Source organism: Streptomyces sp. NPDC002577, from assembly GCF_053594815.1.
Genome location: NZ_JBSFWK010000051.1, coordinates 22,270 through 34,743 on the forward strand (window position 1 = coordinate 22,270; position 12,474 = coordinate 34,743).

The 12,474-nt window shown below is 70.0% G+C and carries 12 protein-coding genes; 5 read left to right on the plus strand and 7 right to left on the minus strand.

Going from position 1 to position 12,474, the window contains the following annotated elements; translation table 11 throughout:
• Positions 1–29: 29 nt before the first annotated feature.
• A complete protein-coding gene (locus tag ACWD4J_RS37535; RefSeq protein ID WP_451400013.1) occupies positions 30–551 on the minus strand; it encodes a LysR substrate-binding domain-containing protein in 522 nt (173 codons plus the stop codon).
• On the opposite strand from ACWD4J_RS37535, the gene ACWD4J_RS37540 reads away from it, so the two are divergent.
• Positions 535–1,080, plus strand: a complete 546-nt coding sequence (locus ACWD4J_RS37540) for a LysE family translocator (protein WP_451400014.1) — start codon at positions 535–537, stop codon at positions 1,078–1,080. The genes ACWD4J_RS37535 and ACWD4J_RS37540 overlap by 17 nt on opposite strands.
• Positions 1,081–1,236: 156 nt before the next feature.
• Here ACWD4J_RS37540 and ACWD4J_RS37545 read toward each other — a convergent pair whose 3' ends face one another.
• Both ACWD4J_RS37545 and ACWD4J_RS37550 read right to left on the minus strand, forming a co-directional pair.
• Positions 1,237–2,007, minus strand: a complete 771-nt coding sequence (locus ACWD4J_RS37545) for a GNAT family N-acetyltransferase (protein WP_451400015.1) — start codon at positions 2,005–2,007, stop codon at positions 1,237–1,239.
• A gap of 67 nt (positions 2,008–2,074) precedes the next feature.
• Positions 2,075–2,830: a sulfite exporter TauE/SafE family protein gene (locus tag ACWD4J_RS37550; protein ID WP_451400016.1), complete on the minus strand. Its 756-nt coding sequence runs from the start codon at positions 2,828–2,830 to the stop codon at positions 2,075–2,077.
• A gap of 227 nt (positions 2,831–3,057) precedes the next feature.
• Here ACWD4J_RS37550 and ACWD4J_RS37555 point away from each other — a divergent pair, with 227 nt between their 5' ends.
• Complete coding sequence (locus ACWD4J_RS37555) at positions 3,058–3,960, plus strand: LysR family transcriptional regulator (RefSeq protein WP_451400017.1); 903 nt, start codon at positions 3,058–3,060, stop codon at positions 3,958–3,960.
• 233 nt (positions 3,961–4,193) lie between these two features.
• Here the strand turns inward: ACWD4J_RS37555 and ACWD4J_RS37560 are convergent, their stop codons facing one another.
• Positions 4,194–5,084, minus strand: coding sequence for a ribonuclease BN (locus ACWD4J_RS37560; protein WP_451400018.1), 891 nt, complete (start codon positions 5,082–5,084; stop codon positions 4,194–4,196).
• A gap of 167 nt (positions 5,085–5,251) precedes the next feature.
• On the opposite strand from ACWD4J_RS37560, the gene ACWD4J_RS37565 reads away from it, so the two are divergent.
• The gene (locus ACWD4J_RS37565) at positions 5,252–5,761 is read left to right on the plus strand and encodes a hypothetical protein (protein WP_451400019.1); all 510 of its coding nucleotides are present in this window, start codon (positions 5,252–5,254) and stop codon (positions 5,759–5,761) included.
• Between the two features lie 20 nt (positions 5,762–5,781).
• On the opposite strand, the gene ACWD4J_RS37570 is transcribed toward ACWD4J_RS37565, so the two are convergent.
• Positions 5,782–6,243 (minus strand): potassium channel family protein, encoded by a 462-nt coding sequence (locus tag ACWD4J_RS37570; RefSeq protein WP_451400020.1) that lies wholly within the window; start codon positions 6,241–6,243, stop codon positions 5,782–5,784.
• 214 nt (positions 6,244–6,457) lie between these two features.
• Complete coding sequence (locus ACWD4J_RS37575; RefSeq protein ID WP_451400021.1) at positions 6,458–8,050, minus strand: MFS transporter; 1,593 nt, start codon at positions 8,048–8,050, stop codon at positions 6,458–6,460.
• Positions 8,051–8,343: 293 nt separating this feature from the next.
• Here ACWD4J_RS37575 and ACWD4J_RS37580 point away from each other — a divergent pair, with 293 nt between their 5' ends.
• A complete protein-coding gene (locus ACWD4J_RS37580; RefSeq protein ID WP_451400022.1) occupies positions 8,344–8,967 on the plus strand; it encodes an HdeD family acid-resistance protein in 624 nt (207 codons plus the stop codon).
• A 94-nt stretch (positions 8,968–9,061) separates the two neighbouring features.
• On the opposite strand, the gene ACWD4J_RS37585 is transcribed toward ACWD4J_RS37580, so the two are convergent.
• The gene (locus ACWD4J_RS37585; protein ID WP_451400023.1) at positions 9,062–10,402 is read right to left on the minus strand and encodes a diacylglycerol/lipid kinase family protein; all 1,341 of its coding nucleotides are present in this window, start codon (positions 10,400–10,402) and stop codon (positions 9,062–9,064) included.
• Between the two features lie 578 nt (positions 10,403–10,980).
• On the opposite strand from ACWD4J_RS37585, the gene ACWD4J_RS37590 reads away from it, so the two are divergent.
• Entirely contained in the window at positions 10,981–12,291 is a 1,311-nt protein-coding gene (locus tag ACWD4J_RS37590; RefSeq protein WP_451400024.1) for a hypothetical protein, read from the plus strand.
• Positions 12,292–12,474: the final 183 nt, after the last annotated feature.

A 12,474-nucleotide genomic window follows, 5' to 3' on the forward strand; every position in this document is an offset into this window, starting at 1 on the left:
ACTCGACTGCGCCTTTGCAGGCCACGCCGTCAATCCCTGCGCTTCACCGATCTCTGACGGGAGCGCAGGGTGACCGCCCGGTGGAGGGCGTCCCGGCAGGCCAGGATGGCGGGATGCCGGCTGCGGCCGCGGCGTACGACCGTGAAGATGCGGCGTGTGCGCCGGCCGCGGGGGAGTTGCCGCAAGGGGACGGTCGGGCGTTGACCGCTCCAGACGAGGTCGGGCAGGAAGGCGGCGGCGTGCTTCTGCTCGACGAGGCGGAGGTGGAGCAGGAGGTCCGTGGTCTCGAACCGTACGTCGGGTTCGAAGCCGGCGTTGCGGCACAGGGTCATGGACCAGTGCCGTGCGGCCGTGCCTTCGGGTTCCATCACCCAGGGGTGGCCCGCGAGTGAGCGCAGCGCCGCCGTCGGGCCGTCCGCGTGATCCGTGCCGCGGGCCGGTTGGGGCAGGGCGAGGTGAAGCGGGTCGTCGAGCAGATCCTCCTGTTCGAGTTCTGTGGGCCGCGGGTTGGGGTTGCCCGGGTATTCCTCGGCGATGACCCGGCGCACCATCGCGGCCGGCACCGCGGACGCACTGTGGACGGTAAGCGGGATAGCGACCGGCCTGCTGGTCTGGGGCGCGCTGACCGTGGCCGGACTCGCGGCCATGCTGGCCGCCTCACCCGGGGCCTACCTGGCCGTCAAGCTCCTTGGCGCCTGCTACCTGGTGTTCCTGGGCGCGCAGACGCTGTGGCAGAACCGCCGGGCCGCCCCGGCCCCGGCCGAATCCGGTACCCGCACCACTGCCGGGAGCCCGTGGCGGACCGGCCTGGTCAGCAACGTACTCAACTCGAAGATCGCCGTCTTCTACACCGGCCTGCTCCCCACGCTGGCCCCGCCTCAACTGCCCGCCGCCTGGGCCATGACGCTCCTCATCACCCTCCATGCCACCCTCACCCTCGCCTGGCTGGGCAGCTACGTGCTCCTGCTGTCCAAGGCCGGACACGTCCTCGAAAAGCCGCCGATCCGCCGTGCGCTCGGGCACGCCACGGGCATCGTGCTGATCTGCTTCGGTCTCGTGGTCGCGACCTCAGCCGGCTGATCCGCACACGCCCTCGCACCACCCCCGGCCGCCACGAGGGCACCGCCCCCACTGCGGCCCCCGGTCCTGACCGTCTCGCACATCGACCGCGCCGCCGGCGCCTTCGTCGGCTGCATCGGCGTCCTGGGCTGCATCGAAGTTGGAGTAGTGGTGCGCTCAGCTTCCGGCTTGCATACGGGTGAAGGTGTGGGAGCGACCGATCGGGGTGAAGCCTCGGCGGGTGTACCAGGCATGTGGCCAGTCGTGGGCGTCGGCAAGGAGGAAGACCAGGCCGTAGCCCGCTGCGTGCTGCAGGGCGGTGGCGAGGACGACGTCCGCGTAGCCGCGGCGGACGTGGGTGTCGGCGGTGACGACGTCCTCGATCTGGGCGATGTCCTGGGCTGCGTCGAGGTAGACGTCGGCCCAGGAGCCGACGGTGCCGTTCTCGTCGCGGACGGCAAGGAAGCGAACCTGGTCGGCACCGCGGAGCCGGGCTGTTCTTCGGTCGGCGAGCTGGTGGACCGTAGCGCTCTCGGCCTGGGGCATCCAGGCATGGAGCTGGCGGACGAGAGCGGGCCGCAGGTCGGCGAGAGCTACTGTCTGCGCGGGCGATTCGGGGACGGTGGTGGCGCCGGAAGACTTCATGATGAGCTCGGTCTCGTGGGCGTAGCCGGCCGCTGTGAGCGCGGGTGCGCAGTCGGTGCCGACGGCGTCGGAGAGGATCGTGATCCGGCGGTGGCGCAGGTGGCCAAGAGCGGTCTCGGCCAGAGCGAGGAGCTCGGAGGGAGCCGATGTTCCCTCGATGACGAGCTGGTTGTGCTCGTGGGAAGCCGCGTATTCCTGATCCAGGACCACCACGCCGCCGGGAACCTCGGTCAGCACAGCGGCCTGACTCCGGGCGAAGGACAAGCGGAAGGCCGCGACGCGCTGGAGATCCGTGGCTGACATGGGGTCAGTCTATGGATCGATGCCACGTGCAGTGATCATGGTTGAGGAAACCTCCGCGACAGGATGACTATCGCACGGCCACGGCGACGGAGGCGGTCACGCCGACGGCGATGATGAGGCCGCGCAGGACGCCCGGCGACAGGCGGCGCCCCAGCCGGGCCCCGATGAGCCCGCCGGCGGTGGACCCGAGGGCGATCACGCCCGCTGCCGCCCAGTCGACCTCTGTCACCGCGATGAAGACGACGGCGGCGACGCCGTTGACCAGGGCGGCGAGCAGATTCTTGAGGGCGTTCAGGCGCTGAAGGTCGTCGGGCAGAAACGTGCCGAGCAGGCCCATGAGCAGCACACCTTGGGCTGCGCCGAAGTAGCCGCCGTAGATCCCCGTCCCGAGCACCCCGATCCGCACCGGCAGAACACCGTCCGCGTCGTGGCGGTTGCCGCGCCTCCGGAGCCACTTGTTGAGTCGGGGTTGGAGGAGGACGAGGACACAGGCGAGCAGGATGAGCACCGGCACCGCGGTGCGGAAGGTGTGGGCCGGCAGCTTCAGCAGGAGGAGCGCGCCTATGAGCCCACCGCAGAGCGCTACGGCGCCGAGACTGATCAGCCTCGTCCGCTGGCCCCTGAGTTCTCTGCGGTAGCCGTAGGCCGCACTGAGGACGCCTGGGACGAGCCCGATGGTGTTGGAGACATTCGCCAGGACGGGCGGGTAGCCGAAGGCGAGCAGTGTGGGGAAGGTGATCAGGGTTCCGGAGCCGACGACGGCGTTGATGCCGCCCGCTGCGACGGCTGCGGCCGCGATGGCCGCAGTTTCGAGTGCTTGCACAGGTCGCCTTCCAGGCGTGGCTCGCCGCCGGAAAGCGACGGATCCGGGGCTGATGAAGAGGAGTGGAGACTGGGGGTCGGCACCCGGCCCGACCCCGACGCCGTCCGGAACAGCGCCGGGGCCGGCCGGGTTGCCGCCGTGGGCCCACGAAGATCGTCGCGCCGACCCAACCACTAAGTCAATCCTCGGGTTTCCTTGGTACCCCCCTAGCTGTAACTTCACCCTCCATGACTCTCGACGACCTCCGCGTCTTCGTCGCCGTCTGCCGCACCGGCAGCCTTGGCGCCGTCGCCCGCGACCTGTCCTGCACGCAGTCAGCGGTGAGCCAGCACATCAAGCGTCTTGAGCGCGAGACCGGCATCGCCCTTCTGGAGCGCCATCCGCGCGGCGTGACACCGACTCCGGCCGGGCAGCTCCTGCACAACGCGGTTGCAGGCGGCCTGGGCGACATCGACCACGCCCTGCGCCGGCTGCGGGACCTGGTGCACGGCGAGGCGGGATCGGTGCGCATCACCACCGGCGCCACCACCGTCCGCCACTTCATGACCGAGGCGGTTGTCGCCTTCCGCCACCGACACCCCAAGGTGAGCCTGGAGTTTCAGACCGCGCACTCCAGCCGCAGCTGCTTCGACGCCCTCCTCTCGGGCGGACTCGATATCGCCTGGATCACCCTGGGCGAGCCAGTGCGAGGCATCGAGCAACGCCCTGTCGTCGAACTGCCCTGGGTCCTCGCCGTCGCTGCGGATGACCCGTTGGCCGCCAGGTCCCGCATCGACATCGCCGACTTGGCGCGCATCCGCCTGATCGGGCTGCCCGAGAACGCCACCTCCCGCTCCCGCCTGGACACCTGGCTCGCGGCGTCCGGCATCGAGCCGACATCGGACACCAGCGTCGCTGACTGGGACACCGCGATCCTGCTGGTCGAACTCGGTCTGGGCCACGCCGTCGTCCCCGACCTGCCCGGCTGGCACGGCCCGGCCCACCCCGATCTGCGTCTGATCCCCATTCCCGAACTCCCCACCCTCTGGACCGGCTGGGCCGTGCGTCGCTGGGATGCGCTGTCCCCGCTCGCGCGGGCCTTCGCCGACACGGTGGAGGAGAGCTGCAGCAAGGTCTTTGTGACCGACTGACACCCATGGACCGTAGGAGCCGATCACCGCGAGAAGGGCCGCTCTCACCGCTGGCAGGGTGTTGCGCCGTGCCGCGTTCCTGCGGGCAGCGGCCTCCCCGCCCCTAGACTGCTTCGTCCAGGACGTCTTGATCCACTGCACCGTGATCTCCACTGTGCCTGCCCTCCGCCGAGAGCCTACGGTGGTATCGCCTCGTGGACAGTGGTGGCCTGGTACTGCTCGGTGACGGCTTCTCAGCCGCCGGGCTCGGCCGCCTTCTTGGCGGGGGAGTCGTTCGGGAGAGCCGGCCGGGGGCGCCGTTCGAGGTACAGCCCGCCGAGGACCGCTCCGAGGTGGATGACCACGCCCACCGCCACCAGCCAGGACAGGATGATCATGACGACGCCGATGGGGCCGTACTTCTGTTCGTTGGTCACGATCGCCGAGGAGAAGTAGTAGGCGGAGAAGAGGCCGAGGCCCGTCCAGCAGACGCCGGTGGCCAGGGCGCTCGGGAAAAGGGTTCGCCATCGGACGGTTCCCACCAGCAGTGCGTACATGCTCCACCACCAGAAGAGCGTCGCCAGGGCGAGGCCGCACAGGCTCTGGAGCAGTGGCTCGCCCAGAGCTCTGCCGAGCACGGCCTGCGACGTGCCGTAGGCGACCAGTGACGCGAGCCAGACGAGTTGCGCCGCGATGTCCCGCCATTCCCCGACCGGGACGTCGAAGACCTCCTGGTACCAGCTCTGCAGGACGCCGGAGGTGGCCACGGCCCCGAAGACCAGCAGGAACGCGCTTGTCGCCGTGAGCGTGCCCGCGCCTGTACCGCCTGTGAACAGGGATTCCAGGGCCTGCGCCGCTTGTTGGTTCAACCCCAGCCAGCCGGCGAGTACCGCCGCGGTGTCACGGCCGGCCGCCGCGGTGATGACGATGAGGAAGGGGAAGAAGCACATCATGGCGAGGGCGGCCAGTTGGAACGAGTGGCCGAAGAAGTCGACCGCGTTGAGCCGGCTCCAGAGCTTGCCTGCGCCGCCCTCTCTGAAGCGCTCGGTTGCCGCCGCGCGCATCTGCCTCACAGGCATCCGGCTTGGGAGTTCGTGCCCGCGCCACCAGCCCGGGCCGGAGGGCTTCCTGCTGCGGTCTGTCATGGTGTGCAGTGAACCCGCGCTCGGCGATGCGGTCGCACTCGGACGCACGGGGAATCGAGTGAACATGCCCGCCGCTCTCGGCCGGGCGTCGCGGCCAGAACCGTCGCTACGCCGGTGACCAGGCAGAAAGCGTTCCGGTCCGTGATCCTGGAGAGGTGACTCGTCGCATGCCGGAGCAGGAGGCGGAGGCCGGGCCAGAGCCGGACACCGAGCGGGCCGACTACGCGGGCGCCGTTTACGGCTCGCTCCTGGCCGCGTCGGTGGTGGCCGGCGCCACCGCGCTCGGACCTCATCCACGGCTGGAGCTCGTGCTGCTCCTGCTCTGCACCGGTGTGGTGTTCTGGGCCGCACATGTGTACGCCGGTTTCGTCAGCGATCAGTTGAGGCACCGGCGTCGGATCTGGCAGGAGCTGCGTCGCGCCTGCGCCCGCGAGTGGCCGATCGTCCAGGCGGCCTTCCTTCCCGCCGGCGCCGTGGCGATCAGCCCGCTTCTCGGCCTGGGACTCGCAGGGACAGCGTGGCTGGCGCTGGGCGTCGCCGTGGCTCAGCAGGTCGGCTGGGCCAGCGCCTCGGTCATCCGGGCCGGCGCTTCTCGTCCTGCCGTGTTGTCCGTCGGTGCCGTCAATCTGGTGCTCGGACTGGGCATCGTTGCCGCCAAGGCCGCACTCCAACACTGATCATGTGCGTGTCCGGTCCCTCAGGGCTCCTTTGCCCGCTGGCGGAGACCGGCTCGCACGGCGCTGACCACGATGCGGGCGGCCACGCCGACCAGAAGGAGATTGCCCGTCATCTGCAGCATCGTCAGGACGCGTGCTGTCTGTGTGCGGGCGGCGATGTCGCCGAAGCCGACGGTGCTGAACACCGTGAGCGTGAAGTACAGCGCGTCGGTCCTCGTCAGGGGTTCGTTGAAGCTACCGGGCTCGGCATGGTCCAGCAGGTAGTAGGCCGCCGAGAAGAGCAGCAGGAGGAGGGGCAGCGTGGTGGCGAGGGCCTCCACCGCCCGCAGGCGTGGGTTGGGGGAGCGACTGATCGTACGGATCTGCCAGGCGAACAGCAGCGTTACGCCGATCAGGCCGCACACCAGGGCTGTCACCGTGCCGCTGGTGAGCCTGTCCGTCATGGGCAGCAAGTAGTACGCGACCACGAGCCCGGTCGCCATGAGGACCGACCGTGCGACGGCGAGCAGGGCCGGAAGCCGCCCGGGCGTGGGACCCTCGCCTGCTGGCGGGCTGGTCGCCTTCCTGCCCAGAGGGCCGGGGTCTTGCATGTCCTTGCCTCTCGCCTCTCGGTTTGCGACTCTCCGCTCACGCGTCTCGGTTCACGACGCTCGGTTCATGTCCCGCTGTTCCGGCCTTCGGTTCACGGCGCTCGGTTCATGAGGTGTCGGCGGTCCTGGTGAGCCGGTCCGTCGGCAGCTGCCGGGTGAACGCGAAACAGGCGAGCGTGATGCCGGAGGTGGCGAGGATGGCGGCTTTGAGGCCGGCGAGCTGTGCCTCGGCATAGTCGGCGACGAGCGCGTCGGCTTCGGGCTTCGGCAGGGCGGCACGCTCGGCCGCCTCTCGAACCTGGTCGGTGCCGACGAAGCTGACGCCTGCCTCGATGGCGATGCCGGTCTGCCGGCGTGCCGCGTCGGAGATCCGTGGATCGCCCTCGATGCGCGTGGTGAACGCGTATACGAGGGAGCCGATGAGGAGGGAGCCGATGAGGGCGGTTCCGAGAGAGGATCCGAGGTTCTGGGCGGTGTACTGGAGGCCCCCGACCTCGCTGCGTTCGGATTCGCCGACGCTGGACTGGACGACATTGCCGAGCTGGGAGGCGAACAGGCCGAGGCCCAGGCCGAGCAAGGCCATCGCCAGGGCGAAGGCGAGGTCGTCGAGGGCGGGTCTGATGGTGGCCAGCAGCCAGAGAATCGCCGCGAGGAGGATCAGCAGGCCGGTGCGGACAACTGTGCGTGGGGACGCGATGCGGCCGAGAAGGGGTCCGCTCATGGAGGCCACGAGCATGGTGATCGAGACCGGTAGCAGCCGCAGCCCGGTCTCGAAGGCATTGAGGCCCTGCACGACCTGCAGATAGAGGGGGATGACGAAGAACAGGCCGAGCAGGATGAGGTTCTGGCCGAGCAACATGGCCAGGCCGGACCGCAGGGGTGGGATGCCGAACAGCGAGAACCGCACCAACGGGTCATGCCTGCGTGCTTCCTGCCGTCGCTCCCAGGACCGGAACAGCCACAGCACGATGAGGCCGGCTGTGATGACGAAGAGGGTGAGGGAGAAGCCGAAGACGGTCACGGGGGAGTTGCGGGGCTGTACCCAGCCCCAGGTGCTGCTCTGCAGGACGCCCAGCACCACGAGTGCCAGGCCGACGGCGGACAGTACGGCTCCCACGGTGTCCAGACGGGGTGCCCGGGACGGCCGGGGCCGGTCCTCGATCCAGCGCATGGTCAGGAGGATGGCTACCACCACCACGACCTCGGCGGCGAAGACGAGCCGCCATGTGAGGTAGGTGGTGACCCAGCCGCCCACCAGGGGCCCGACCGCGATGCCCGCTCCGGCCAGGCCGCCGACGATCCCGTAGGCGACGGCCCGGTCCCGGCCGCGGTAGGTGCCGGCCACCAGTGCGGCGAGGGCCGGCAGGACGAGGGCCGCGCCGAGCCCTTCGATGAGGGACCAGCCGAGGACGAGTACCCACAGGGACGGGGCCACCGCGGTGAGCGCGGAACCCACCCCGTAGACCATCAGGCCGATGCCGAACACGTTGCGGCGTCCGAACATGTCTCCCAGCTTGCCGCCGGTGATCATGAAGGCGGCCATGACCAGCGTGTACAGCGTGATGACGCCCTGGATCGCCGTGACCTCGGTGTCGAAGTCCTCGACCAACTGGCTGATCGAGACGTTCATGACGGAGGTGTCGAGCACCATCAGGAACTGCGCGGTGCCCAGGACGGCCAGTGCCCGCCAACGCCTCACCGCAGACACCTCCAGTGATTCGGCGGGCCTCACTGTGTGTGAGCGCGACCAGGAAATCAGGATTCAGGCTAAAGGGAAGAGTCGCCATTTCTGGGGTGGATATGGACGCATCACCCGGGCGGGGTGATCCGCGTGCTCGCATCCAGCAGGACGATCGCAAGAGCAGGACGGACGACTGCTGCAGAGGCCAGGACGGCCGAGTGCCGCAGAGGCATCGGCCGGGCGCCGGTTCGCATGTGGTCATACGTGCGTTCGTGCAGCACTCGTCGCTGAGACACAGGGAGGCGCAGGCCATGACGGTTCCGAAGGACTCCACGGCGACCCAGGGGCACGGCGACCCCGAGGAGCTGCTGATCATGCTGGGCGGCTCGTGGTGGTGGGCGCTCGGCTACGCCCTGGCGACGCTGGTGCCGGGCATCCTCTTGCTGGTGTGGCCGGACGCGACACTTCACGTGCTGGCGGTCATCGTGGGGCTGTACCTGCTGGTGTCAGGGGCCGTGCGCTTCGTGACGGCCTTCTCCGGGGGGCGCGGCCAGGAAGGCGGCAGGGTGGCCGCCGTGCTCGTCGCGGTGGTCGTCGTCCTGGCGGGTGTGCTCGTGCTGCGCAAGCCGCTGCAGACCGTCGCCGTAATGGCCTTGATCGTCGGCCTCGTGTGGATCGCCTCGGGGATGCTCACGATGTTCGCCGCCCTCTCCCACCGTGGGCTGCCGCACCGGGGATTCGTCGTCGCGGCTGCCGCACTCGGGATCGTGGCCGGAGTCGTGGTCCTCGCTTATCCGGTGCAGTCCGCCGTGGCTCTGGCGCGGCTGCTCGGGCTGTGGCTCATCCTGCTGGGGGTCGGCGAGCTGGTCGTCGCCTTCGGCCTGCGCGCCGCCACGCACGGCAAGGCGGCAGGCAGAGCCCCGGGCCTGACTTGACGTGAGGCGACCGTCTTTGAGGGGCGACAGTCTTTGAGGCGACTGACCCCGGGCACGTGGACGCTGGTCAGGGGATGCCGCCCACGGCGGCGGGTCACTCGGCGGCAGCACGTGCCGTAGCGCCGCTCGGCCAGGCAAGCCCCCACACGCGCCGCCAGACCATGGCAGGTCTGGCCAGGGGAATGCCGGGGCGATCGCGCGGGAGGCGTACACGCAGGGCGCCCGGCTGGATCCTGCACCGGACCGGAGTCGGCAGCGTCAGTGCCTCACCGTCGACACCCACCGGTATGGAAGGGGTGTCCGCGTCGACGGTCACCTCTTCGGCCGTGAGTGAGGTGAGTCCGGGGGAGTGCTTGCCCCGGAGCATCCCGGCCGCCTGGACCGCGTTGTCCACCGTCACGCCGAGGACGCCGAGAGTCCCGGTGTCGAGCCGGTCGCGGCGGCCCAGCCCCGCCGGATCGTCCGTGCGGTAGGGGTTGTTGCTCACCAGTACGGCCTGGGGCTCGTCGATGACCACGTCGTCGGCTCGCACGGTCAGGTGCGGGCCCGCGTGATGGGTCAGCAGATCCGGAAGCAGCTGGAGGGTGGTGCGGACCTTGTCGTCGCGGTACGCGGGGCTCTGGACGACGGACGCGTAGGCTCCGAACGAAGCGTTGTTCACGAAGACGCGGTCGCCGATGTAACCGAGGTCGACCCGGATCTCGACGCCGTCCGTGAGCGCGTTCAAGCCGGTCGAGGGGTCGTCCCGGTCCAGGCCGAGGTCCATGGCGAAGTGGTTGCGAGTTCCGGCGGACATCACCATGAAGGGCAGCCCTCGCCGGGCCGCCACGCCGGCGACCAGCGCCTGGGTGCCGTCGCCTCCCGCGACACCGAGAAGGTCCGCTCCCTCGTCTGCGGCTTGTCGCGCCAGAGCGGCCACGTCCTGGGGTCGGCCCGGGTCCAGGAGGACGACCTGCGCACCGAGCGCCCGCGCCTTCTCGGCCAGCTGGAACCGGCCGACCTTCCCACCGCCCGAACGCGGGTTCATGATCAGGAACGGACGGCTGGGGGCGGCGACCGGGTGCCCGGGACCGCGAGCCGGGCCGGTGAGTCCGGACAGCGCACTTCTGCCGGCGGAGACGGCGACGCTCCACAACGCGAGCGAGACCAGCACGACCCACAACAGCCCGGCGGCCACGAACAGCACGAGCACGACGACGGGCGCGGCGATCGCGAGCATCAGGGACAGGGCCCGGACCGGCCATGTGTGCGCGAGCGTCCACCACACACCCGCTGCCGCGACGATCAGCCCGGCAACCCCGACCGCAACCAGAACCAGGCTCCGAAGTCCGGCGAACAGCAGCAGGACCAGCGCCGCCGTCGCCGCCGCGACGAGGGCCAGGCGTGCCAGCCCGCGAGGACCGACTCTTGCTCGCTCCCATGCCGCCGCACTCATGTGACCTCCCGCAAACGGGCCGTCGAACATACCAACGACAGCACGAGCCGCAGGCCGGCTGCCTCACCCGAGGCGGGCGGAGCGCGGCGCCCGGAGCACTGCGCCCCCGCATGGGCGGGATTTCGCTGCCGTCCGGCTGCTCCGAGCGTATGACGGCTGCTCCGAGCGTGTGACGGCTCTTCCGAGCGTATTCCGAGCATACGAAGACGCGGCATCCATGGTCGGGCGCACCTGGCGGCAGCCTTCGCGACGCGGTGGGCCCGGAATGCCGTCGCGACACGGTGGGCCCGGAACTCTGTGCCGCTCACCCGATACGGGCGATGCGGGCCGGCCCTCGGTGCTGCGACAGTCGGGACCGCACCTCGTTCGGCCAAGTCGCCCCTTCGCCGAGCCACACCTCTACCGAGTTACACCTCTTGCGCACGTCAGAGCACTTTCGCAGCAAGCAGGCCATCAGAAGCCGCGCCGCCGACAGAAGCGGGAGCCGATCCGCACAGTCCGATCCTCCGGGAGCACCCATGGACTCGCCCAGCGCATCCGAACCTGAAGGACGCGAACGCGCCGGAGACGGTCCTCCGTTGACCGCCGCAGAGCGTGAGGAGTACGACCGACTGCGCGACGCGGCCGCCGTGCGGCATGGCCGCCTGCGCGTCGCGGGGGCTTCGGTCCTGCTGGTGCTGGCCTTCCTGCTGTCACCGCTCGCCGTCGTGGCGACCTGGGCGGACTCTCAGGTCTCCGACTCCGACCGGTACGTGGAGACCGTCGCCCCGCTCGCCACCGACCCCGCCGTGCAGAACGCAGTGATCAACCGGCTCACCACGCGCGTGGTGTCCCAGGTCGACGTGGCCGCGATCACCGCCCAGCTCGCCAAGGCCCTCAAAGACGCCGGTGCCCCGCCCGCAGTGGTGAACAACGTCCCTGTGCTGACCGGCCCGCTCAAGAGCGCTCTCACCTCCGCCGTGCACGGCGTGGTGTCCAAGGTGGTGACCAGCGACCGCTTCCCCGAGGTGTGGGACAACGCCAACCGGCGCGCGCATGCCGCAGTGGTCAAAGTACTGACAGGTCAGGGAAACAGCGCCGTCCAGGCCAAGGGCGACACCATTGTGCTGGACATCGGCACCCTGGTCGACGACGTCAAGCAGCGCCTCGTCAGCGCCGGTTACGAACGGGCCGCCAACATCCCCGCCATCGACAGGACGATCCCGCTGTTCGAGGTCCAGAAGCTGAGCGAAGCCCAGACGCTCATGCGCGTGCTCAATGTCGTCGGCACCTGGCTGCCGGTCATCGCGATCGCTCTGGCCGCCCTGGGCATCTGGGTCGCGCCCGCGCACCGGATAGCGCTGATGACCGCCGCGATCGGCATCGGCGTGATGATGATCGTGCTGCTCATCGCGCTCGCCGTCATGCGCGGCGTCTACCTGGACTCCGTACCGCCCCAGAAGCTGCCCGCAGACGCGGCTTCTGCCATCTACGACACCCTCACCCGCTTCCTGTACCAGGCCGCGCGTACCGTGCTCGTGATCGCCGTGATCACGGCGCTCGCCGCGTACTTGTACGGACCGGGGCGCGCGGCCCGCGCCGTACGCTCCGCCGCCGACAAGGGCACCGGCGTCACCGGCCGGGCCATGGCCCGTCACGGAGCGCGGACCGGGTCCGCCGGCAGGTGGCTGTACACCCACCGCGGCTGGACCACGGGCATCGTCATCGGCGCCGGGGCGCTCGCCCTGCTGCTGTGGAATTACCCGACCCCCGGATCGGTGGCGCTCGTCCTGGGAATCGTCGTTCTCGTCCTCGCGCTCCTAGGCGTCCTCGCCGCCGCCTCCCAGGGCCCCGAACCCGAAACTCCCGGCGTCCCCGGAGGACCCGCAGGACCCGGCAAGATTCCCTGAGCGGCAGCACCGGCGACCGCACCGGTGACCGCACCGGTCGCCGCCCCGCTCCCCGGACCGTCCCCGCTCCGGCTGCAGCGGGCCTGGCGCCTGGCACTTGCGACCGGCCGGACCGGCTCGCGTGGCGATCAGCCCCGAATGCGCGCGAAGATGGGTAGACCATTTCCAGGGAGCTGAGCACAC

Coding starts and splice junctions, on each gene's coding strand:
- ACWD4J_RS37540 (WP_451400014.1), top strand. CDS start 535: ATGACCCGGCGCACCATCGCGGCCGGCACCGCGGACGCACTGTGGACG.
- ACWD4J_RS37535 (WP_451400013.1), bottom strand. CDS start 551: ATGGTGCGCCGGGTCATCGCCGAGGAATACCCGGGCAACCCCAACCCG.
- ACWD4J_RS37545 (WP_451400015.1), bottom strand. CDS start 2,007: ATGTCAGCCACGGATCTCCAGCGCGTCGCGGCCTTCCGCTTGTCCTTC.
- ACWD4J_RS37555 (WP_451400017.1), top strand. CDS start 3,058: ATGACTCTCGACGACCTCCGCGTCTTCGTCGCCGTCTGCCGCACCGGC.
- ACWD4J_RS37560 (WP_451400018.1), bottom strand. CDS start 5,084: ATGACAGACCGCAGCAGGAAGCCCTCCGGCCCGGGCTGGTGGCGCGGG.
- ACWD4J_RS37565 (WP_451400019.1), top strand. CDS start 5,252: ATGCCGGAGCAGGAGGCGGAGGCCGGGCCAGAGCCGGACACCGAGCGG.
- ACWD4J_RS37570 (WP_451400020.1), bottom strand. CDS start 6,243: ATGGCGACCGGGCTCGTGGTCGCGTACTACTTGCTGCCCATGACGGAC.
- ACWD4J_RS37580 (WP_451400022.1), top strand. CDS start 8,344: ATGACGGTTCCGAAGGACTCCACGGCGACCCAGGGGCACGGCGACCCC.
- ACWD4J_RS37585 (WP_451400023.1), bottom strand. CDS start 10,402: ATGAGTGCGGCGGCATGGGAGCGAGCAAGAGTCGGTCCTCGCGGGCTG.